Source organism: Corynebacterium glutamicum ATCC 13032 (assembly GCF_000011325.1).
GTDB classification, from domain to species: domain Bacteria; phylum Actinomycetota; class Actinomycetes; order Mycobacteriales; family Mycobacteriaceae; genus Corynebacterium; species Corynebacterium glutamicum.
Map to the genome: position 1 here is coordinate 2321300 of NC_003450.3, position 22998 is coordinate 2344297.

Annotated in this window: 20 protein-coding genes; 10 read left to right on the forward strand and 10 right to left on the reverse strand. The window is 54.0% G+C overall.

Translation table 11 applies throughout. The features are described from left to right. Positions 1–170: 170 nt before the first annotated feature. From qcrB to CGL_RS10895, 6 genes are all read right to left on the reverse strand, one after another. Positions 171–1790: a cytochrome bc1 complex cytochrome b subunit gene (gene qcrB, locus CGL_RS10870; RefSeq protein WP_003856609.1), complete on the reverse strand. Its 1620-nt coding sequence runs from the start codon at positions 1788–1790 to the stop codon at positions 171–173. Then, complete coding sequence (locus CGL_RS10875; RefSeq protein ID WP_011014946.1) at positions 1787–3013, reverse strand: cytochrome bc1 complex Rieske iron-sulfur subunit; 1227 nt, start codon at positions 3011–3013, stop codon at positions 1787–1789. The genes qcrB and CGL_RS10875 overlap by 4 nt, the downstream gene beginning before the upstream one ends. Continuing rightward, positions 3010–3900 (reverse strand): cytochrome bc1 complex diheme cytochrome c subunit, encoded by an 891-nt coding sequence (locus CGL_RS10880; protein WP_172820726.1) that lies wholly within the window; start codon positions 3898–3900, stop codon positions 3010–3012. Before CGL_RS10880 ends, CGL_RS10875 begins: the two co-directional genes overlap by 4 nt. 71 nt (positions 3901–3971) lie before the next feature. Beyond that, on the reverse strand, positions 3972–4589 hold the full coding sequence (locus CGL_RS10885) for an aa3-type cytochrome oxidase subunit III (RefSeq protein WP_011014948.1): 618 nt from the start codon (positions 4587–4589) through the stop codon (positions 3972–3974). 581 nt (positions 4590–5170) lie between these two features. Beyond that, positions 5171–5602: an aa3-type cytochrome oxidase subunit IV gene (locus CGL_RS10890; protein ID WP_011014950.1), complete on the reverse strand. Its 432-nt coding sequence runs from the start codon at positions 5600–5602 to the stop codon at positions 5171–5173. A gap of 17 nt (positions 5603–5619) precedes the next feature. Next, complete coding sequence (locus CGL_RS10895) at positions 5620–6699, reverse strand: aa3-type cytochrome oxidase subunit II (RefSeq protein WP_011014951.1); 1080 nt, start codon at positions 6697–6699, stop codon at positions 5620–5622. Between the two features lie 518 nt (positions 6700–7217). Between CGL_RS10895 and asnB the strand changes: the two genes are divergently transcribed. Beyond that, positions 7218–9140 (forward strand): asparagine synthase (glutamine-hydrolyzing), encoded by a 1923-nt coding sequence (gene asnB, locus CGL_RS10900; protein WP_011014952.1) that lies wholly within the window; start codon positions 7218–7220, stop codon positions 9138–9140. Between the two features lie 144 nt (positions 9141–9284). Here the strand turns inward: asnB and CGL_RS10905 are convergent, their stop codons facing one another. Beyond that, positions 9285–9629: a HesB/IscA family protein gene (locus tag CGL_RS10905; protein WP_003856623.1), complete on the reverse strand. Its 345-nt coding sequence runs from the start codon at positions 9627–9629 to the stop codon at positions 9285–9287. A 323-nt stretch (positions 9630–9952) separates the two neighbouring features. On the opposite strand from CGL_RS10905, the gene CGL_RS10910 reads away from it, so the two are divergent. Genes CGL_RS10910 through CGL_RS10925 form a run of 4 tightly spaced genes read left to right on the forward strand, consistent with a single transcriptional unit; the run spans position 9953 to position 13240 of the window. Then, positions 9953–10672, forward strand: a complete 720-nt coding sequence (locus tag CGL_RS10910; RefSeq protein WP_020948613.1) for a DUF3043 domain-containing protein — start codon at positions 9953–9955, stop codon at positions 10670–10672. Between the two features lie 3 nt (positions 10673–10675). Further along, positions 10676–11200, forward strand: coding sequence for a bifunctional adenosylcobinamide kinase/adenosylcobinamide-phosphate guanylyltransferase (locus CGL_RS10915; protein ID WP_003856625.1), 525 nt, complete (start codon positions 10676–10678; stop codon positions 11198–11200). Between the two features lie 28 nt (positions 11201–11228). Beyond that, positions 11229–12305 (forward strand): nicotinate-nucleotide--dimethylbenzimidazole phosphoribosyltransferase, encoded by a 1077-nt coding sequence (gene cobT / locus CGL_RS10920; protein WP_011014954.1) that lies wholly within the window; start codon positions 11229–11231, stop codon positions 12303–12305. Between the two features lie 11 nt (positions 12306–12316). Beyond that, a complete protein-coding gene (locus CGL_RS10925) occupies positions 12317–13240 on the forward strand; it encodes an adenosylcobinamide-GDP ribazoletransferase (protein ID WP_011014955.1) in 924 nt (307 codons plus the stop codon). A 486-nt stretch (positions 13241–13726) separates the two neighbouring features. Here CGL_RS10925 and CGL_RS10930 read toward each other — a convergent pair whose 3' ends face one another. Both CGL_RS10930 and CGL_RS10935 read right to left on the reverse strand, forming a co-directional pair. Further along, a complete protein-coding gene (locus CGL_RS10930) occupies positions 13727–14488 on the reverse strand; it encodes an SDR family NAD(P)-dependent oxidoreductase (protein WP_003856628.1) in 762 nt (253 codons plus the stop codon). A 125-nt stretch (positions 14489–14613) separates the two neighbouring features. Continuing rightward, complete coding sequence (locus tag CGL_RS10935; protein WP_011014956.1) at positions 14614–15717, reverse strand: branched-chain amino acid aminotransferase; 1104 nt, start codon at positions 15715–15717, stop codon at positions 14614–14616. A 219-nt stretch (positions 15718–15936) separates the two neighbouring features. On the opposite strand from CGL_RS10935, the gene CGL_RS10940 reads away from it, so the two are divergent. Next, positions 15937–17439, forward strand: coding sequence for a leucyl aminopeptidase (locus CGL_RS10940; RefSeq protein WP_011014957.1), 1503 nt, complete (start codon positions 15937–15939; stop codon positions 17437–17439). A gap of 7 nt (positions 17440–17446) precedes the next feature. Here the strand turns inward: CGL_RS10940 and CGL_RS10945 are convergent, their stop codons facing one another. Further along, positions 17447–17842 carry a hypothetical protein gene (locus CGL_RS10945; protein ID WP_003856631.1) on the reverse strand — a complete coding sequence of 132 codons (396 nt, stop codon included), beginning with the start codon at positions 17840–17842 and terminating at the stop codon, positions 17447–17449. Positions 17843–17970: 128 nt separating this feature from the next. On the opposite strand from CGL_RS10945, the gene sucB reads away from it, so the two are divergent. The 4 genes from sucB to CGL_RS10965 all read left to right on the forward strand — a co-directional run bounded on the left by sucB (position 17971) and on the right by CGL_RS10965 (position 22963). Continuing rightward, a complete protein-coding gene (gene sucB, locus CGL_RS10950) occupies positions 17971–19998 on the forward strand; it encodes a 2-oxoglutarate dehydrogenase, E2 component, dihydrolipoamide succinyltransferase (protein ID WP_011014958.1) in 2028 nt (675 codons plus the stop codon). 115 nt (positions 19999–20113) lie between these two features. Continuing rightward, positions 20114–20869, forward strand: coding sequence for a lipoyl(octanoyl) transferase LipB (gene lipB / locus CGL_RS10955; protein WP_003856633.1), 756 nt, complete (start codon positions 20114–20116; stop codon positions 20867–20869). A 136-nt stretch (positions 20870–21005) separates the two neighbouring features. After that, complete coding sequence (gene lipA, locus CGL_RS10960; RefSeq protein ID WP_003856634.1) at positions 21006–22052, forward strand: lipoyl synthase; 1047 nt, start codon at positions 21006–21008, stop codon at positions 22050–22052. 128 nt (positions 22053–22180) lie between these two features. Beyond that, positions 22181–22963, forward strand: coding sequence for a DUF4191 domain-containing protein (locus CGL_RS10965; protein WP_003859641.1), 783 nt, complete (start codon positions 22181–22183; stop codon positions 22961–22963). Positions 22964–22998: the final 35 nt, after the last annotated feature.

The following is a 22998-nucleotide window of genomic DNA, read 5'->3' on the forward strand; positions in this document are numbered from 1 at the left end:
CCGCCACAAGCTACATATAAGGCAACTACAGGCTCTACGCCACTCCTCGTGTGTCAAAGAGCCCTCTCCCTTATCTTCAGCCTCGTCTGAATAGAGAAAAACTCCCCGATGCGGAGACCTTTCGATTCAGGTCCCTACAGCGGGGAGTTTCAGAGATGAAGTCCTAGAAACTAGTTCTTGCCCTCATTCTTGTCACGCTCAATGTTTGCCTCGTTGAGTGCACGAAGAGTGTTCGCTTCCTCAATGTGGTTTGCGTGCTCAATTTCCTTAGCCTTCGCACGGATGTCTTCTGGATCAGGTCCGAAGAATCCACCGCGGGTTTCAACCTCAGCGTAACCAAGCTGGTTCATCTGCTTTGGAACCGCAGCGCCAGCGTATGGCAGTGGGATTGGGTGACCATGGTCATCAACTGGGCCAAGTGGCTGGTGAACTTCAATGAAGGCACCATTTGGCATCTGCTTGATGATACCGGTCTCGATGCCGTGCTCCAGGACCTCGCGGTCAGAGCGCTGCAAGCCGATGCACAGTCGGTAAGTGATGAAGTATGCAATAGCTGGTCCAACGATGAGGCCGATACGACCGATCCAGGTCATCGCGTTCAGTGAAACATGGAACTGCATTGCGTAAACATCGTTACCACCAGAAACGGTAAGCAGGATGTAGAAGACAAGCGCCATGACACCGAGTGAGGTGCGGACTGGAACATCGCGAGGACGCTGCAGCAAGTTGTGGTGTGCATCGTCGCCGGTGAACTTACGCTCAATGAATGGGTAAGTCACAAGCAGAACCACGAGGATACCCAGCATCACAGCAACCCAGAAGACTGCTGGAATAGTGTAGTTACCGAGGTAGAGCTCCCATGCCGGCATGACACGAGCAGCACCATCTGTCCACAGCATGTAAACGTCAGGCTGGGAACCAGCAGACACCTGTGAAGGGTTGTACGGTCCAAGATTCCAAATTGCGTTAATGGTGGTGACACCAGCAAGCAGTGCGAGGAAACCGAAGACGATGAGGCCGAAAGCAACAGCCTTAACTGCGAACAGAGGCATGATTCGGATACCGATCACGTTGTTCTCAGTGCGGCCAGCGCCTGGGAACTGGGTGTGCTTCTGGTACCAAACAAGTGCCAGGTGAGCTGCGATCAAGCCAAGCAGGATAGCTGGGATGATTAGAACGTGTGCGATGTAGAAGCGGTCCAGCATCAGATCGGATGGGAAGTCTCCACCGAAGATCAGCCAGTGCATCCAGGTACCTATGATCGGAAGACCAACGATGATGGCGGACATGATTCGAAGACCAACACCAGAGAGCAGGTCATCAGGCAGGGAGTAACCCATGAAGCCTTCAGCCATACCCAGGATGATCAGAACAACACCGATGATCCAGTTTGCTTCACGTGGGCGACGGAACGCACCGGTGAAGAAAATACGGAGCATGTGAACCAGCATGGATACAACGAACAGCAGGGCTGCCCAGTGGTGCATCTGGCGGATGAACAGACCACCGCGAACCTCGAAGGAAATATCCAACGCAGTTGCGTATGCACGGGACATCTCCACACCGTTCAGTGGGAGGTAGCCGCCGTCATAAATGACCTTGGTGATTGATGGGTCGAAGAACAGGGTCAGGTAGACACCAGTCAGCAGCAAGACGATGAAGCTGTAAAGCGCAATCTCGCCGAGCATGAAGGACCAGTGAGTTGGGAAGACCTTGTTGATCTGGCGACGGATACCCGACGCCATGGTGTAACGGGAATCAAGATTGTTTCCCACGGTAGCTAGACTCATGACTTACGCTCCCAGAATGCAGGGCCGAGTGGCTCAATGAAGTTACCAGCGGCGATGAGGTAGCCCTCTTCATCAACGGTAATTGGCAGCTGTGGCAGTGCACGGGCAGCAGGTCCAAAGACTGGCTTTCCGTAGTGCAATGCGTCAAACTGCGACTGGTGACATGGGCACAGAATACGATTGGTCTGAGCCTCGTACAGTGAGGTTGGGCAACCAATGTGTGTACAAATCTTGGAGTAAGCGTAGTAGTCACCGTAGTGGAAGGACTCCTGGCCTTCGCGTTCGATAACCTTTTCAGCGTCAGCGGTACGGAGACGGATCAACATAACTGCGTTGCGTGGGCCGTGCACCGAGTGCATTTGGTGCTCGTAGACGTCCTTCGCAGGATCGTATTCAGCACCGTCGTTCACCATTTCAGCTGGAAGTGGGAAGACAGTTTCCATGGATGCTGCTGCCAGATCTTCTGGGCGCATACGAACCAGGCGGGAAACACCAGTGGTTGACCAGTGCTCACCGGTTGCATCGGTGTGGGACTCCGCAATTGCTGCAGTGTCGCGGCCGAGGTAAACCTTGACGTCGTTCTCAACGAGAGTCCAACCGGAAGTCCACAGGGTGCCGTCACCCTGAACGTCCATTGGGCCTTCCTTAGGATTCCAAGGGTTCTTGATCATACCGCCCATTGGAGCGATGATGGTCAGGCCGGCCAGTACTGCTCCGCCACCTGCAAGTCCCATGATCAGCTTGCGACGACCAAGAGTAGAGGTCTGCCAAGAGTCATTGAGAAGTGCAACGATGGTGCGGCGGTCAACTTCTTCAGAAGGACCGTCGTGGCGACGCTGTACTGCGATTTCCTCTGGAATGAACTTCTTGACATAAAGGACAACTGCAAATCCCAGGGACAGGATGCAAAGACCGGAAGTAATACCCAGCATTGGGGTGTACAAGGTGTACGCCAGGAGACCTTCATCTCCGTGTGCCTTGTACTCCCAAGGCCAGAAAATGTAGGTAGCCAGGAACCCAAGTCCACCAATGATGCCGAGGACTAGCCAGAAAGTAACTGCACGTGCAGCGCGCTTCTCAGCTGGGTCATTAGCGATTGGGAAACGTTCCTTGCGGTATGCAATGGTAACGTCGTCCAGCTCTGTACCAAGTCGTGCAAGATCCTCATTGCTCATCGCGTTGAGTTCTTGGGTTGTGTACTGTTTGTCGTTGTTGTTACTCATGAACGTGATCCAATCCACATAGCGGCGGCCACGAGGACCAAGATGCCGAATACCCACATGAACAGACCCTCAGCCACTGGGCCCAAGCTACCGAGTGAGTAACCACCTGGTGATGGGGTCTCCTTGGTGGACTTGATGAAGGCGATGATGTCCTTCTTCTCATCTGCGGAGAGCTGACGATCGGAGAACTTAGGCATGTTCTGAGGACCGGTAAGCATAGCCTGGTAGATTTCCTGCTCGTTTGCAGCATCCAGGTTTGGTGCGTACTTACCAGAGGACAGTGCGCCACCACGACCAGTGAAGTTGTGGCAGGATGCACAGTTCAGGCGGAACAGATCTCCGCCGCGAGCGACGTCGGCGGAGGTAATCTGTCCGTCGTAGTTTTCGCCACGGAGCTCCTCCATGGCGAGGGTGCCGTCCTCGTTGTAAACGAGTCCTGGGCCACCGCCATTAGCTGCAACATATGCAGCGATCGCAAGGGTCTGTGCCTCGGTGTAACGAGGAGCCTTGCGCTCAGCCTGAGCCTCGTTACGCAGTATTGGCATACGGCCGGAGTGAACTTGGAAGTACACTGCGCCTTCGCCAACACCTACGAGGGAAGGACCGCGGTCCTCAACACCTTGGAGGTTTACGCCGTGGCAGGTGATGCAGGCGACATCGTAGAGGTCTTTACCCTCGGAGATAAGTGCCTGATCGTCACGCTGAGCGGTAGCAACTTGAGCATCTGGAGTGATCGCGGTTGCGAGGATTCCTGCTCCGCTCAGTCCAATGGTCAGAGCCAATGCACCTGCGACGGTGCGCCGGACCTTGCGGCGATTCTTGACCTTCTTAGCAGAGGGTTTAGCCATGCTATTTCCCTCTGGGGTCTGCGGGTTGGTTTCCATCATTTCCCTTTGAATCTCGACTGTGGAAGTGAAGGGCATAGGGAACCTCAACAACGTTGAGGATTCCTTACTGCCTACTGAATGAAGTAAATAGTGATGAAGAGGCCGATCCAGACCACGTCAACGAAGTGCCAGTAATAAGACACAACCATTGCTGCGGTTGCCTGTGCCGGAGTGAACTTCGACTTATGGATTCTCATAAGAACCACAACGAAGGCCATAACACCCGCGATCACGTGCAGTGCGTGGAAACCGGTTGTAATAAAGAATGCCGATCCGTAGACACTGCTCTGGATTGTAAGTCCGTGACCTACGAGAGTGATGTACTCGTAGCCCTGTCCGATCACGAAGATTGATCCGAGGATAATCGTGACCAAGAACCACTTGCGGAGGCCGTAAACGTCACCCCTTTCAGCCGCAAAAACTCCGAACTGGCAAGTCACTGAGGAAGACACCAGAATGACCGTAATCAACAGTGCGTAGGGCACGTTGAGGTGATCTGTCTGCTCTCCCCATGATCCATTTGCCAGTCCGTTCGCACGGGACACGAAGTACATCGCGAATAGCCCGGCGAAGAACATTAATTCCTGAGACAGGAACACAATGGTGCCGACACTGACCATATTCGGACGGTTCAGTGCCGCAACACGTTGTGGTGCTGCCATACCTGTATTTCCAACTGCGCTCGTCACGCTATCTAGTATGGCTGTTTGGTTGGCCAAAGTCACTTCAAGCCCCCCGTTTCAATTGAAAGTTTGAACTCGGCTTTTGATGCGAATTTTCCCCCAATTCGCAAACTTTTCAATCGACCTTCCGGGAACTTTTCGTAGCCCTTTTACGACAGTTACATAATTGCAGGTTAAAGGGTTCACAGGCAGTTCCAATCTGCCCCAAATCACACTCGTCCCATTTTGAAGAACTCTCAGAGTGTGCCCAAAGTGGTTTCCGCAGGTTTTTGCCTGAGAGACACGTCACAGAGTTTTTCACCCCATTGGAGCCCCACATACAACTTTTGGTTGAACCCGAATAAAAGGCGTTTTTGCAGCTTAATGCGATTCATGTCCGCCCACTCCCCCACTTTTCCGCTTTCAGAAACTTTTCTCGATTTTGCGGGAACTTTTTCAATTTTGCCGATTTTCGTATTTCACAGCGCCTCGGTCTGCCCTGTTGGATAGTTTCGTCACGGTGATCAAAGTTGGAAAAGCCTGTGAAAACGACAAAATGCTCAACCCTATCGGACAGCCAATAGGGTTGAGCATATGTGGTTTTAGTACTAGTGCTTTTCTTTTGGCACGCCGTACTGAAGGTTGAGCTTGGTGATCGTGAAGATCAGGAGCATCAGACCAACTGCGATCATCCAGTAGTGGAAGTACACAACGCCGAATGCAAGGAATCCAACCGCACCGGACATAGCTGCCGGCCAAATGGAGCTTGGGCTGAAGAACCCGAGGGTTCCTGCCTTGTCGGCAACCTCAGCCTCTTCCCAGTCCTCTGGAAGAACATCTACGCGGACTTCAGTGAAGTGAAGGTAGACACCGAGCATAAGCGTCAGACCTGCTGACAGGACCAGGGCCACAGAACCGACCCACTCAACACCTTTAACGCTGCCGCCATCACTAACGTGCATTGTTGCGAAGATGTAGATGACAGCCATTGCGGCCATGAATACGGTCGGGCCGTACATGAGTTTTGCTGAAGACTTCATTTTTTCGCCACTCCTTCTTAAGCGTTGCTCTGAGTGTTTTCGCCGTCGCGGGTTGCGGTGCGATCGGAAACGAATGGGCTAGTGGAAGTAGCGTAAGGAGCTTGACCAATGTGCTCAAGTGCCTGAGCGTTGGTTGCGTCTGGGTTGGAGTCACGGAAGCTGATGTACTCAGCGAAGGAATCGCGATCGACGACACGAAGCTCGAAGTTCATCATTGCGTGGTAAGTACCGCACATTTCTGCACAGCGACCAACGAATGCGCCTTCCTCAGTGATCTCTTCAATCTGGAAGACACGCTGGGACTTGTTTGCCTCAGGGTGTGCGTAAGCATCTCGCTTGAAGAGGAACTCTGGAACCCAGAAGGAGTGTGCAACGTCAGCAGATGCGAGGTTGAACTCGATTGGGGTGTTCACAGGAAGAACCATCACTGGGATTTCATCAGTGGTTCCGAGGGTTTCAATTCGGTTGAACTCAAGGTAAGAAACGTCAGACTTTGAGTTGCCGTGAATTGGGTTATCTCCAGAAGGATCCTTCTTGGAAGCCTCGGCAGCTGCCTGACGCTCCGGGTCGCTTCCTTGGTAATCCTGTCCACCAGGTGCCAGTGAGCCATCAATTTCGGAGTATCCGAACTTCCAGTTCCACTGGTAAGCGGTGACGTCCACGGTAACCTCTGGGTTCTTATCCAGAGCGGTGACCTTGTCCTGAGTTTGAACGGTGAAGAAGAACAGCACCATAACAATGATGATCGGAACGATCGTCAGAACGAGCTCAAGTGGAACGTTGTACTGGAGCTGCTTAGGGAATTCACCCTCGCCGCGCTTTTCAGCCCTCTTTGCGCCCCAGGCAAAGATGGCGGTGAGGAATAGACCCCACATGATGATGCCGATGATCCAGGCAGCAACCCAGACCCATGACCAGAAGTTACCCATGGCCACTGCTTCAGGGGTAATGCCATCAGGCCAACCCATACGTAGGAAATCTCCAAGCACACCGCCAGGAGGGGCGACTTCACAGCCTGCCATGGCGAGGCCACCTAAGCCCAAGACACCGCCAAGCAGGGCCTTGCGCTTTAAACCACGCTTATTTTGCTGTTCCACGTGTGTTCTGCCTTCCTGTCCACACAAAAACCAGAGACCTTACGGTCATTTCTATCTTCGCAGAATAGCCTATTTGCCAGCCGATTCCATATCTTGTGTTTGGTGGAAATATCTTCGTGGGTTTCGTTTTTAGGGGCGTCAAATGTCTTTCAACTGCAACGATATGCCCGAATCCTCAGGTGGAATACCTAAAGTCTAGGCAATTGGTGTATGCCACGTCACAGACCATCAACCTTTTGATTGCCCTTGAAATTCCCCCACCCTTACCCCCTACGTTCCTACAAGGTGCATGTATTAGGAAATCAATCTGGTTTTCAGGAACCTTTGAGAATGCTGCAATAGTCAGCTGACGCACGTTGCTTGAGGGAGCTTTCGTCAATTTTGGCGTGCCCTTTTCACCTCAGATGTAACTTCGCCGTATCGTTGACACGAGATTTAACAAATGCAGCGTCTTATTTCTTCCAACAAAATTTCTTTGCGATTTAAGGCGCCTTTTATTTCAGGAGGATTTTTCAATCATGTGCGGCCTTCTTGGCATATTGACTGCAAATGGGAACGCTGAAGCATTCGTTCCTGCACTCGAGCGGGCCTTGCCATGCATGCGCCACCGTGGTCCTGACGATGCCGGCACTTGGCATGACGCCGATGCAGCGTTTGGATTCAACCGCCTCTCCATCATTGATATTGCACACTCCCACCAACCACTGCGTTGGGGACCTGCGGATGAACCCGACCGCTACGCAATGACTTTCAACGGTGAGATCTACAACTACGTTGAGCTGCGTAAAGAGCTCTCGGATTTGGGATATGCCTTTAATACTTCTGGCGATGGCGAGCCAATTGTTGTCGGTTTCCACCACTGGGGCGAGTCCGTGGTCGAGCATCTCCGCGGAATGTTCGGCATTGCCATTTGGGATACAAAGGAAAAGTCGCTTTTCCTTGCGCGTGATCAGTTCGGCATTAAGCCACTGTTCTACGCAACCACCGAGCATGGCACCGTGTTCTCCTCAGAGAAGAAGACCATCTTGGAGATGGCCGAGGAGATGAATCTAGATCTGGGCCTTGATAAGCGCACCATTGAGCACTACGTGGACTTGCAGTACGTGCCCGAGCCAGATACCCTTCACGCGCAGATTTCCCGCTTGGAGTCAGGCTGCACCGCAACAGTTCGTCCGGGCGGCAAGCTGGAACAGAAGCGTTACTTCAAGCCTCAGTTCCCAGTACAGAAGGTCGTAAAGGGTAAGGAGCAGGACCTCTTCGATCGCATTGCCCAGGTGTTGGAGGATAGCGTCGAAAAGCATATGCGTGCCGACGTGACCGTAGGCTCGTTCCTTTCCGGCGGCATTGACTCAACCGCAATTGCGGCGCTTGCAAAGCGCCACAACCCTGACCTGCTCACCTTCACCACCGGTTTCGAGCGTGAAGGCTACTCGGAGGTCGATGTGGCTGCGGAGTCCGCCGCTGCGATTGGCGCTGAGCACATCGTGAAGATTGTCTCGCCTGAGGAATACGCCAACGCGATTCCTAAGATCATGTGGTACTTGGATGATCCTGTAGCTGACCCATCATTGGTCCCGCTGTACTTCGTGGCAGCGGAAGCACGTAAGCACGTCAAGGTTGTGCTGTCTGGCGAGGGCGCAGATGAGCTGTTCGGTGGATACACCATTTACAAGGAGCCGCTATCGCTTGCTCCATTTGAGAAGATCCCTTCCCCACTACGTAAAGGCCTGGGAAAGCTCAGCAAGGTTCTGCCAGACGGCATGAAGGGCAAGTCCCTTCTTGAGCGTGGCTCCATGACCATGGAAGAGCGCTACTACGGCAACGCTCGCTCCTTCAATTTCGAGCAGATGCAACGCGTTATTCCATGGGCAAAGCGCGAATGGGACCACCGCGAAGTCACTGCGCCGATCTACGCACAGTCCCGCAACTTTGATCCAGTAGCCCGCATGCAACACCTGGATCTGTTCACCTGGATGCGCGGCGACATCCTGGTCAAGGCTGACAAGATCAACATGGCGAACTCCCTTGAGCTGCGAGTTCCATTCTTGGATAAGGAAGTTTTCAAGGTTGCAGAGACCATTCCTTACGACCTGAAGATTGCCAACGGTACCACCAAGTACGCGCTGCGCAGGGCACTCGAGCAGATTGTTCCGCCTCACGTTTTGCACCGCAAGAAGCTGGGCTTCCCTGTTCCCATGCGCCACTGGCTTGCCGGCGATGAGCTGTTCGGTTGGGCGCAGGACACCATCAAGGAATCCGGTACTGAAGATATCTTCAACAAGCAGGCTGTGCTGGATATGCTGAACGAGCACCGCGATGGCGTGTCAGATCATTCCCGTCGACTGTGGACTGTTCTGTCATTTATGGTGTGGCACGGCATTTTTGTGGAAAACCGCATTGATCCACAGATTGAGGACCGCTCCTACCCAGTCGAGCTTTAAGTCTTAAAGCCTAAACCCCCTCCTTCTCAAGGAGGGGGTTTCACTATTTCCTGAGGACAAAGCAATTACGCCAGCAAACACAAAAGCTCGGCCGTAAACAATGCGTCCAGGGCCGAGCCTTTATTCCTACATAACGGAATCTCTTTAGTTGAAGGAGTCACCACAAGCGCAAGAGCTGCCTGCGTTTGGGTTGTCGATGGTGAAGCCCTGCTGCTCGATGGTGTCAGCGAAGTCGATCTGAGCGCCGAGCAAGTATGGGGTGCTCATCTTGTCAACGACAAGGCGAACGCCACCGACGATGTCTTCCTTATCGCCATCAAGGGTGCGGTCGTCGAAGTAAAGCTGGTAACGAAGGCCAGAGCAGCCGCCAGGCTGAACGGCGATACGCAGAGAGAGGTCGTCGCGGCCTTCCTGATCGATGAGTGCCTTAGCTTTGGACGCTGCGGACTCGGTCAAGATAACACCGGTGTTGGTTGATGGAGCGGTCATCGCTTTAGTCTCCTTAACTGTTGGCCCTTTGAATTACTTTTAGGCCGGGACATCATAGGCTTGCAGTGTACTCCCCTTTTTACGGATCTCCGGCGAGTGATGCTGGATTACGTTCATATGGGAAGCGGATGGGTGTTCCCCAGCCTACTCACCGTCCACAGATGAGTAAACCCGGAAAAACCCGTATTTAGTTATTGGTTTTACCTGCGTGGGCTGAAAGTCTTCACTTTTAATCCTTACAGATGGTCGTTCTGATTCCTTTCAACGATGAAGTGTGCACCCCTATTCCCGATTTGGGAGGTTTTCCTTGTAGCCTATTGAGTGTGAAACTTCCTTGGGATAAAAATAAGAACAACGAAGGGGCTGACGCTGCAGGCCAAGACGCCAGCTCCACCCCTGAGACCGCTACGCCTGACGCTACTGAGCAGAAATTGCCAAAGGGGCACACGGCACCGAAGGGCCGTCCCACTCCGAAGCGTCGTGAAGTTGAGTTAGAGCGAGGTGTCGTTGGCGGCCAGTCTTTGGCGCCTACTGATACTTATGCGCAGCAGCGCCAGAAGCGTAAAGAATTTAAAGCTTCTATGACCAAGGAAGAATTCAAGGCATACAAGCAGAAAGAGCGCGATGCCCGAGTTAAGCGTCAGCGCGAAACCCAAGCTGCAATGGATCGCGGCGAAGATGCTTATTTGATGGATCGCGATAAGGGCGAGGTTCGCCGTTTTGCGCGTGACTGGGTGGATTCCCGCAGGTTCTTGTCTAACTTTGTGATGCCAGTAGCTATTGCTTTGCTGGTTGTCATGCTGATCGGTAACTTCAACCCATCATTCGCTGCGACTTCTTCCATGGTTGCCATGGTTTTGATGTTGGGCTTCCTGATTGAGGGCATCACCACTGGTCGTCGTGTGAACAAGGCTGCTCGCACGAGGTTCCCTGGTACCACCGAGACTGGTTTTGGTCTGGGTTACTACGCGTATTCCCGCACCATTCAGCCTCGTAAGTGGCGTACCCCTCGTGCACGCGTTGAAATTGGTGCTGAAGTCTAGCGCATGCGCACGTTAGTTCTTGGCGGGGCCAGGTCTGGTAAGTCTGCTTTTGCAGAATCACTTGTTGGATCTGGTCCCGTTTTGTATGTCGCAACGGCAAGGCCTTCGGGAGATGATCCTGAATTCGCCGAGCGCATTGCGGTTCATGCGGAGCGGCGCCCAACGTCTTGGGTGTTGGACGAGGAGGGGGACGTCGATAAGCTTCTTGCCTCGCCACCGGCCATGCCGGTGCTCGTTGATGACCTGGGCACCTGGCTCACGCACGCCACCGATGCGTGCGACGGTTGGGAGGCGAGTTCGGCGCAGCTTGAGGCCAAGATGGATTTGCTTATCGACGCCATCCTCCACTTTCAGGGCGAAGATCTGGTAATTGTTTCACCTGAAGTTGGTATGGGAATCGTCCCGGAATATAAATCTGGGCGCCTTTTTCGTGATCGCATCGGCACACTTAATCAGCGTGTCGCAGCGATTTGCGAGAGGGTTGTCTTCGTGGTTGCTGGTCTGCCACTAGAGTTGAAAACGTTTTAAGAAAACAGTCGGTTTGAAGGAGTTGTTAATGGTTCCAGCAGAGCTTTTTGCGCGTGTGGAATTTCCGGATCATAAAATCCTGGCTCAGACGAAGGATTTCCATGACTCCCTCACCAAGCCACCCGGATCTTTGGGCAAGTTGGAGCAGATCGGCTGTTTCATTTCCGCATGCCAGGGCCAGATTCCGCCACGTCCACTCAACAACTCAAAGATCGTTGTTTTCGCTGGCGATCACGGCGTTGCAACTAAAGGCGTGTCCGCGTACCCATCCTCAGTAAGCTTGCAGATGGCTGAAAACATTACAAACGGTGGCGCCGCCATCAACGTGATTGCACGCACCACCGGCACGTCCGTCCGACTTATTGATACCTCCCTCGACCACGAAGCATGGGGCGACGAGCGCGTATCTAGGTCCTGCGGATCCATCGATGTTGAAGACGCCATGACCCAAGAACAGGTCGAACGCGCACTGAAGATCGGTAAGCGCATTGCGGATCAAGAAGTGGACGCAGGCGCCGACATTTTAATCCCCGGCGATTTAGGAATTGGCAACACCACCACCGCCGCTGCCCTCGTTGGAACGTTCACCCTCGCAGAGCCTGTTGTTGTCGTAGGCCGCGGCACCGGAATCGACGATGAAGCCTGGAAACTCAAAGTCTCCGCGATCCGCGACGCCATGTTCCGCGCCCGCGACCTGCGCCAAGACCCCATCGCCATCGCCCGGAAAATCTCTTCCCCAGACCTTGCAGCCATGGCAGCATTCATTGCCCAAGCAGCAGTTCGACGCACCCCCGTGCTTCTCGACGGCGTTGTAGTCACCGCCGCAGCCCTCCTAGCCAACAAACTGGCCCCAGGTGCCAGGCGTTGGTTCATCGCAGGACACCGCTCCACCGAACCAGCGCATTCCGTAGCTCTAAACGCACTGGCCCTTGATCCCATCCTGGAACTTGGAATGTCCCTTGGCGAAGGCTCCGGCGCAGCCACCGCACTCCCCCTGGTCAAGATTGCCGTTGACCTGATGAACGACATGTCGACATTTTCTTCCGCCGGCGTCGATGGACCCCTAAACGCCTCTTCCGAAGCGCCCGAGCAAAACACGGAGTAACTTTCTAAGCGATGTCCGGCAAAGCAGGCTTTACCCCCGAAGATCCCGAAGACTCAGACAACCGCCACGGGAACCCCCTTTTCGAAGGTATCTTTACCGCACTTAATTGGATGACCGTTCTCCCCGTCCCCGGCGCATCAGTTTTTGATCGCACCACGGGCGCCCGGGTAATGGCCTCTTTGCCCTTTGTTGGCTTCGTTTTCGGAATGTTCACCGCGATCATCATGTGGGCTATCGGCCCCATTTCAGGGGTGATCCACGTCGATGGACTTTTAGTTGCCGTTCTGATCGTCGCGTTCTGGGAACTTCTTAATCGGTTTATGCACCTCGACGGCCTCGCAGATGTCTCCGATGCTTTGGGTTCCTACGCAGCCCCACCACGCGCACGAGAAATCCTTGCCGATCCCCGCACCGGACTTTTCGGCCTCGCCACCGCCATGCTTTCCGTTCTCCTGCAGGTCGCTGCAGTCGCATCGCTTGTCGATTCAACCGTGTGGTGGATGATCTGCTTCATCCCCGTTCTCGGCCGCATCGCTGGACAAGTAACCGCACTGAAAAACCACAACGCCTTCTCCCCCACCGGCTTTGGCGCACTAGTCATCGGAACGGTGAAATTTTGGTGGATCGCGCTGTGGCTCTTGGTTACTGCTGCGTTGGCTTTTTGGTGCGCAGAATTAATTTCTCCACTTTCACCGCTGACCAGTGTTAACACTCCCTTTGTCGCTGGACCTTTCCCCGCTGCAATCAACCCCGCCTGGCTTGGAGGCTGGGTTGCGATAACCGCAGTCGTGGCATGTGTTTTCGCAGCACTTTTCAGCCGCCGCTTATCACGAAGTTTCGGTGGACTCAACGGAGACTGCATCGGCGCATGCATTCATCTCGGGGCGTCGATTTCTGCAGTGATGTTTGCTGTTGTCGCCAATGCAATGGTGTAAAGCGGTGGCGTCTTTTGGGAATGGGTGGATTTCATGACATCTCCCTGGGTCGATTTAGGCCGTGCCAGTTTGTCCCAGGTGTATTCCCTTAGCTTTAGCTTTGTTGGTCGCTTAGACGCCATTCTGAGAGGCCTACTTTTACCAGTCCTCGCGTGAAAAGTGAGTTGTTTCCGAAGCAACCAAACTGGCGTGCCAAGACTTCGGAAATTCCGACTTTTCTGTCACGTGTGTCTGGTATCGCCCCCTCAAAACCGGACAGGCGTGCCAAAACTTCCAACTTTTCGCCAATCTTGTCACGTGTGTCTGGTTTGGCTTGAGCCGACCATCGGAACCGACCAGGCCCCACCCAAACCGACCAACACCCACCAACTCAGACCGATATGCGCCCCGACCGCGCCCCACCTTTAAGCCGCTCAAACAACAATCCCCCTGCCCCATCACCCAATCAAGGATGCGGAACAAAAGGATTTCAAAAGAGTGCGGGTTTTAGACCTGATCGCGAGGTGTAATACGCATGCGGTCAATGTTCATGTGCTTTGGAAGGCTCGCGACCCAACGCACAGACTCTGCGATGTCTTCAGCGGTGAGGTTGAGGACGTCGTCATAGACTGCTTCTGCGCGTTCTTTATCTCCGCCGAAACGAACGAGGGAGAATTCTTCCGTGGCAACTCGACCTGGATCGATCTCAGATACGCGAAGGGTCTGCTGGTGGGTTTCCAAGCGAAGCACACGGTTGAATGCTGCTACACCGAATTTTGCTGCGTTGTATCCAGCTCCGCCAATGTAGGGGTTTTCTCCTGCAATGGAACCAATGTTGATCACGTGACCGTCACGTGCGATGAGGCCGTCCATGAGGGCTTTGGTGACGCGCAAAGTGCCCAGCACGTTGGTTTCGTACATCCAGGTCCAATCATCAATGTTGGCGTCATGGATGCTGTCTAGGCCTTTGGCACCGCCTGCGTTGTTGACCAACAGATCGACTTCCCCAACGGTGACTGAAAATGCGTTGACTGATTCTTGGTCAGTGACATCGAGTGCCACTGCAGTTCCGCCGATTTCCTGAGCGAGTGCTTCCAAGCGCTCGAGGCGACGTGCTGCCACAATTACTTTCCAACCGTCAGCTGCCAATGCTCGAGCTGAAGCTGCGCCAATTCCGCTTGATCCACCAGTTACGACCGCAACTTTTTGCCCATTTTCAGCCACTGCATTCTCCTTAAAGTCACCTACGTTTTGTACAGAAACCAGCATGCCACTTGGGCTGGACACGTCCTACCCCTGCTTCCACCCCCTACGTCTCATAAGAGCTTGTCAACGCAAAAACCCCGCTGCAATAAATCAGGGTTTAATGCAGCGGGGTCTTAAAACCGGTTGATTTAGCCAACCAGTGGGTAAAGCCATCCGTTTTGGTCTTCAACGTTTCCTTGCTGAATTCCGGTGAGGGTTTCACGAAGCTTCATCGTGATTTCTCCGACTTCATTGTTGTTCACTTCGAAGGTGCCGTGAGCTGATTTCACGGTGCCAACAGGGGTGATAACAGCTGCAGTACCGCAAGCAAATGCCTCGGTCATGGCGCCAGACTTTGCGTCTTCTTCCCACTCGGTGGTGGTGATCTTTCGCTCTTCTACTTCGTATCCCAAGTCGCGTGCTACTTGTAGAAGTGACTTGCGGGTGATGCCTGGAAGTAGTGAGCCGGAAAGTTCAGGGGTGACTAGCTTGACTTGGTCGCCGTTGCGGTAGATGAACCCAAGGTTCATGCCACCCATTTCTTCGATGTACTTGTGCTCGATGGCATCCAACCATACGACCTGGTCACAGCCCTTTTCCGCAGCCTGGGACTGGGCAAGCAAAGAAGCCGCGTAGTTGCCAGCAAATTTGGCGTCACCAGTTCCGCCGGGTGCAGCGCGGACGTAATCTTCGCTCAGCCAGACGGAAACAGGCTTGATTCCACCGGTGAAGTAAGCGCCGACTGGGGATGCGATGACCAGGAACTTGTAGGCATCAGCTGGGCTGACACCCAAGCCAATTTCGGTGGAGATCATGAATGGGCGCAGGTAGAGGGAAGCTTCTCCGCCGTACTCAGGAACCCAATCCTGATCCGCGTCTACCAGCAGTTCAAGTGCTTTAATAAAGTCCTCGGTTGGCAACTGTGGCATTGCCATTCGAGCTGCTGAACGCTGCATACGCTCGGCGTTTTCATCAGGACGGAAAGTCTTGATGGTTTCGTCCGAATGGCGGTAGGCCTTAATTCCCTCAAAAATTGCCTGTCCGTAGTGGAATACGGTGGTGGCAGGATCCATAGGAATCGGCGCGTATGGCACTAATTGGGCGTTGTGCCAGCCTTCCGACTCGTTCCAGTCAATGGTCACCATGTGGTCGGTGAAGAACTTACCGAACTTCGGTGCGGCAAGAATTTCCTTCAGACGATCGGGTGACGTCGGATTTTCGGTACGGGTTACTGTGAACTCTAATGACGTCATGGATTTTAAGGTACACCTGCTACCTGACAGATACACTAGTCAGCCCCATTTTATGGGATGAATAGCCAATTTCGTCTCACGGTTTTGAGGAATGGCTAGGCTTGTTAAAAGTTAGTTTCAATTTGATGCCTCCCCCAACCAAAGCGGAGACACAACTTCAACGAGAGGACTCAGCTTTCAATGGCGAAAAATGCCTACAGCACAACAGCACCAACCAAGGTGTCCAAGGATGCCACTCTTCCAGTTCGTGGAACGGTCGCTGAACTCAAGCTCGAAAAGAAGTTGCCAAAGAAGATTGATGCCATCATCGTCGCGATTTTTGAAGGCGAAGATTCCATCGAACTCGCCGGCGGCGAAATCCTCGATTTCATCTTCAGTACCGAGCAGCAGGCCGACATCCTCACTCAGCTCGAAGCTGTCGGCGCAAAGGCCACCGCAAACAGCATCACCCGCGTCCCAGGCACCGACGTTGCGCCTGTCATTGCGGTTGGTTTGGGCAAGGCTGATTTGCTTGACGACGAGACCCTCCGCCGCGCTTCCGGCACGGCGGCCCGCTCCCTCGGTGGTTTTGAAAATGTCGCCACCACCATTGGCGATTTGGGACTTGCAGCAGCGGTTACCGGTTTCGGCCTCGGTTCTTACTCCTACGCGGGTCTGCGCAAAGAAACCGAAGAATCCAAGGACAAGACCACCACAGTCACTTTCATCAGCACCGGCAAGGACGACAAGGATGTCTTTGTGGAAGCTCAGATCATCGTGGAATCTGTCCTGCTCGCTCGCGACTTGGTGAACACCCCTTCATCACACCTGTACCCAGAGTCCTACTCAGTAATTGCATCCAACGAAGCGTCCAAGCACGGCTTGCAGACCACCATCCTGGATGAGAAGCAGCTTGCTGATCAAGGTTTCGGCGGCATCCTCGCAGTCGGTAACGGCTCCTCCCGCAAGCCTCGTCTGCTGCGCATCGATTGGAAGCCACGCAAGGCTAAGAAGTCGATCGCTTTGGTTGGCAAGGGCATCACCTTTGACACCGGCGGAATTTCCATCAAGCCTGGCGCAAGCATGGAGAACATGATCTCCGACATGGGTGGATCCGCATCCGTATTGGCCACCATTATCGCTGCAGCTCGTTTGAACCTGTCGATCAACGTCTCCGCGTTCCTACCAATGGCTGAGAACATGCCATCCGGTGACGCTTTCCGCCCCGGCGATGTCATCACTCATTTCGGTGGTATCACCTCCGAAATCTTGAACACCGACGCTGAAGGCCGCCTCATTCTGGCAGATGCCATTGCTTACGCTTCTGAAGATAAGCCTGACTACCTCATTGATGCGGCAACCCTGACTGGTGCTCAATTAGTCGCTTTAGGCCTGCGTACTTCAGGTGTCATGGGTACCGATGAGTTCCGCGACAGCGTTGCCAAGACTGGCCGCGAGGTTGGCGAGCAAGCATGGGCAATGCCTCTTCCTGAAGAGCTCGATGAGCAGGTTAAGTCCCCTGTCGCTGACCTGCGCAATGTCACCAATTCCCGTTTCGCAGGAATGTCTGCTGCGGGTCGTTACTTGCAGGAATTCGTTGGTGCCGACATCGAGTGGGCTCACGTCGATATCGCTGGCCCTGCATACAACACTGCTGGTGAATTCGGTTACACGCCAAAGCGCGCAACCGGACAACCAGTGCGCACCTTCGTTCAGGTTCTGAAGGATCTGTCGGAAAGCTAAACGCTAGTTAAAGATCAGGATTCTCGCCGCGCTCAAATTTAGCGCGGCGAGCTTTTTGTTCCTCACGCTTTCTTAAGATGCGCTCATATTCAATGCGTTCGCGCATCCTTTGGGGGTAACCGGTCTCCTCAACATCATAAACCGGAACGCCGAGCTTTTTCGCGATAACATCAATCCCTTTGGGACCGCCGATCCTTCGGCGGACAAAAACCCCATGAGCATCAACCAAAACGACAGACATCTCATTGACCAGCGTTTCCGGTTCAACGAATGCCTCAACAAATGGCTTATCCTGCACCCATTGCATCAAGAATTTTAAATCTTCCGGGCGCACAGTATCGCCCGGACCGCGTGGTGGGCGGAGGTTAGAGCGAGGAGTTTTACGACCAAATAAATTGAACACAAGCCTATTGTAGGGGGCATCTGTTTAGCTTGATATGACCCGAACACCACACATCACAAATTGAATCGGTATCCTTTGGGGTATTAGTTTCCGTTTTAACGACACGACTTGCGAGGAGTCTTAAAATAATGGCGTTCTCCGTAGAGATGCCCGAGCTGGGCGAATCAGTAACCGAAGGCACGATCACCCAGTGGTTGAAGTCTGTTGGTGACACTGTTGAGGTAGATGAGCCGTTGCTCGAGGTCTCAACTGACAAGGTCGACACCGAGATTCCCTCTCCTGTCGCCGGTGTCATCCTAGAGATTAAGGCTGAAGAGGATGACACCGTCGACGTCGGCGGTGTCATTGCAATAATCGGCGATGCTGATGAGACTCCTGCCAACGAAGCTCCTGCCGACGAGGCACCAGCTCCTGCCGAAGAGGAAGAACCAGTTAAGGAAGAGCCAAAGAAGGAGGCAGCTCCTGAAGCTCCAGCAGCAACTGGCGCCGCAACCGATGTGGAAATGCCAGAACTCGGCGAATCCGTCACCGAAGGCACCATTACCCAGTGGCTCAAGGCTGTCGGCGACACCGTCGAAGTAGACGAACCACTTCTTGAGGTCTCCACCGACAAGGTCGACACCGAAATCCCATCCCCAGTAGCAGGCACCATCGTGGAGATCCTTGCAGACGAAGACGACACCGTCGACGTCGGCGCAGTCATCGCCCGCATCGGTGACGCAAACGCAGCTGCAGCACCTGCCGAAGAGGAAGCAGCTCCTGCCGAAGAGGAAGAACCAGTTAAGGAAGAGCCAAAGAAGGAGGCAGCTCCTGAAGCTCCAGCAGCAACTGGCGCCGCAACCGATGTGGAAATGCCAGAACTCGGCGAATCCGTCACCGAAGGCACCATTACCCAGTGGCTCAAGGCTGTCGGCGACACCGTCGAAGTAGACGAACCACTTCTTGAGGTCTCCACCGACAAGGTCGACACCGAAATCCCATCCCCAGTAGCAGGCACCATCGTGGAGATCCTTGCAGACGAAGACGACACCGTCGACGTCGGCGCAGTCATCGCCCGCATCGGTGACGCAAACGCAGCTGCAGCACCTGCCGAAGAGGAAGCAGCTCCTGCCGAAGAGGAGGAACCAGTTAAGGAAGAGCCAAAGAAGGAAGAGCCCAAGAAGGAAGAGCCCAAGAAGGAAGCAGCTACTACACCTGCTGCGGCATCCGCAACTGTGTCCGCTTCTGGCGACAACGTTCCATACGTCACCCCACTGGTGCGCAAGCTTGCTGAAAAGCACGGCGTTGACTTGAACACCGTGACCGGTACCGGTATCGGTGGCCGTATCCGCAAGCAGGATGTTTTGGCTGCTGCGAACGGCGAGGCTGCACCTGCTGAGGCTGCTGCTCCTGTTTCCGCTTGGTCCACTAAGTCTGTTGACCCTGAGAAGGCTAAGCTCCGTGGTACCACTCAGAAGGTCAACCGCATCCGTGAGATCACCGCGATGAAGACCGTCGAGGCTCTGCAGATTTCTGCTCAGCTCACCCAGCTGCACGAGGTCGATATGACTCGCGTTGCTGAGCTGCGTAAGAAGAACAAGCCCGCGTTCATCGAGAAGCACGGTGTGAACCTCACTTACCTGCCATTCTTCGTGAAGGCAGTTGTCGAGGCTTTGGTTTCCCATCCAAACGTCAACGCGTCTTTCAACGCGAAGACCAAGGAGATGACCTACCACTCCTCCGTTAACCTCTCCATCGCTGTTGATACCCCAGCTGGTCTGTTGACCCCAGTCATTCACGATGCTCAGGATCTCTCCATCCCAGAGATCGCAAAGGCAATTGTTGACCTGGCTGATCGTTCACGCAACAACAAGCTGAAGCCAAACGATCTGTCCGGTGGCACCTTCACCATCACCAACATTGGTTCTGAAGGCGCACTGTCTGATACCCCAATCCTGGTTCCACCACAGGCTGGCATCTTGGGCACCGGCGCGATCGTGAAGCGTCCAGTTGTCATCACCGAGGATGGAATTGATTCCATCGCGATCCGTCAGATGGTCTTCCTACCACTGACCTACGACCACCAGGTTGTAGATGGCGCAGATGCTGGTCGCTTCCTGACCACCATCAAGGACCGCCTTGAGACCGCTAACTTCGAAGGCGATCTGCAGCTCTAAGATCTCTGCAAGTTAAAACCGCCACTCCCCTTTCACTGGGGAGTGGCGGTTTTGTCGTTTCATGCATGCAGTGTGTGACTTATCAACCTTGTTAGGGCTAGGGTGGATATCTATCATGACTGCACCAAGAGATCCTTTTTTCCCCGCAGATCTTTCTATCCGCGCGTCTGCAGAGCCCATTGAAATTCAGCGGTTGGGTTTGATCGATTATCAAGAGGCCTGGGATTATCAAGCAGAGCTTGCTACCCGTAGGGCTAATGATGAAATCCCTGATCAGCTGCTTATTTTGGAGCACCCGTCGGTGTATACCGCAGGTAAGCGCACCCAGCCGGAAGATCTTCCCACCAACGGACTGCCGGTGATCAATGCTGATCGTGGTGGTCGCATCACGTGGCATGGTCCTGGCCAATTGGTGATCTATCCGATCATCAAATTAGCCGATCCGATCGATGTGGTTGATTACGTAAGACGCCTCGAGGAAGCGCTCATCCAAGTTGTCGGCGATATGGGTGTTGCCGGCGCTGGGCGCATTGATGGGCGTTCGGGTGTGTGGGTGCCAGCTCATGATGGTTGGGTGGACAGCAAGGTTGCGGCCATCGGCATTCGAATAACTCGTGGTGTTGCAATGCACGGTGTGGCCATCAACTGCAACAACACGTTGGATTTCTATGAGCACATCATTCCGTGTGGCATTGCTGATGCAGGCTTGAGCACACTCTCGAGGGAACTGAAAAGGGACGTTTCAGTTGAGGAATTAGTCGAGCCATCGATCCGCGCATTGGATGATGCTTTGGCTGGTCGGCTGGTTGTTTCTGATCATTCTTTCGGCAGCGCGCCCGACCCAACTAAGAATCTCCCTAAACGGGGGTAGTACGAGGAATTTTGTCGGTGGGGCGCCTCGTTGAAGCGAAGTAGAGCCGATTGCAGAATCGGCGGAATGAGACGTCGAAAAGCGTTTAAGCTTTCCCTAAAAATATCACTAACTCGAAAGATGTAAGGTTGCATTTGTGACTATCGCACCTGAAGGACGACGACTGCTACGCGTCGAAGCTCGAAACTCAGAAACCCCGATTGAGACGAAGCCTCGATGGATTAGAAACCAGGTCAAAAACGGACCTGAGTATCAGGATATGAAGGAACGTGTCGCTGGCGCATCACTACACACTGTGTGTCAGGAGGCTGGCTGTCCTAATATCCATGAGTGTTGGGAATCCCGTGAGGCAACCTTCCTCATTGGTGGCGCCAACTGCTCTCGCCGCTGTGATTTCTGCATGATCAACTCGGCTCGCCCTGAGCCACTCGACCGCGGTGAGCCACTGCGTGTCGCTGAGTCTGTTCGTGAGATGCAGCTGAATTACTCCACCATCACCGGTGTTACCCGTGATGATCTGGATGATGAAGGCGCATGGCTGTACTCAGAAGTGGTTCGTAAGATCCACGAGCTGAACCCACACACCGGTGTGGAAAACCTGGTGCCTGATTTCTCCGGCAAGAAGGATCTGCTGCAGGAAGTTTTTGAATCCCGCCCAGAGGTTTTCGCTCACAACGTGGAAACTGTGCCACGTATTTTCAAGCGCATTCGCCCAGCATTCCGCTACGAGCGTTCACTTGATGTGATCCGTCAGGCTCGCGATTTCGGTCTGGTGACCAAGTCCAACCTGATTTTGGGCATGGGTGAAACCAAGGAAGAAATCACCGAGGCGCTGCAGGATCTGCACGACGCTGGCTGTGACATCATCACCATCACCCAGTACCTGCGTCCTGGTCCTTTGTTCCACCCCATCGAGCGTTGGGTGAAGCCTGAGGAGTTCCTCGAGCACGCTGATGCTGCAAAGGAAATGGGCTTCGCTGCTGTTATGTCCGGCCCATTGGTTCGTTCCTCTTACCGTGCAGGCCGTCTGTACGCGCAGGCCATGGAGTTCCGTGGCGAGGAAATCCCAGCACACCTCGCGCACCTGAAGGATACTTCCGGAGGATCCACCGCCCAGGAAGCATCTACACTTCTGGAGCGTTACGGTGCTTCCGAAGACACCCCAGTGGTGTCCTTCAACTAAGCCCGAAGTTTTTTAACCGCCGCATTCGATCACCAAATGTGGCGGTTTTGCGTCGAAAAGCGTGCTCTTTCTACACCTCTTTGAGGTTCATTTTCGCGGTTTCCTCACAATCGCCTATTGTTAAGTACATGGCAGACGCGAAAAAGCAGGCGGATAAAGCCGCCAAGAAGCAGGTAAGAGCAGCCAAGAAGGCACAGCGCAAGGAGACTCGCTCACAAATGTGGCAGGTCTTCAACATGCAACGCAAGCAGGATAAGGCTCTTATTCCGCTTCTGTTGCTCGCTATTCTTGGTATCCCGCTGGTCCTTTTCCTCATCGGTTTGATTTGGGGTGGTCAGTGGTGGATGCTTCCGATCGGCATTGCTGCAGGTGTTGTAGCTGCAATGTTTATTTTCACCCGTCGCGTTGAGCGTGACGTGTACAAGCGCGCCGAAGGTCAGCAGGGTGCTGCTGGTTGGGCTGTGGAGAACCTCCGCTCTGGCGTGGGCATGACCTGGCGCACCAAGACCGCTGTTGCAGTGACCACTCAGATGGATGCAGTGCACCGCGTCATTGGTCTGTGTGGTGTTGTGCTGGTCGGCGAGGGCTCCCCTCACCGCCTGAAGCCAATGCTTGCGCAGCAAAAGAAGCGCCTGAACCGCGTGGCACCTGGTGTTCCAGTGTATGAAATCATCACGGGCAACGGCGAAGGCCAGACCCCTATCGCGAAGCTGCAGCGTGAACTGGTCAAGCTGCCTCGCAACTACAAGAAGAACGACGTCGCTGCCCTGGCCGCTCGCATTGAGGCTATGGACAATGTCGGAAACGCTCCTGGCGGATCTTTGCCTAAGGGTCCATTGCCAAAGGGCGCAAGCATGTCCGGTATGAACCGCCGCGCTCGCCGACAGGCTGAACGCAAGGGCGAGGCTTAAAGCCTTTTCGCTTTCGCGTCGGCGCCGAAGTTTTT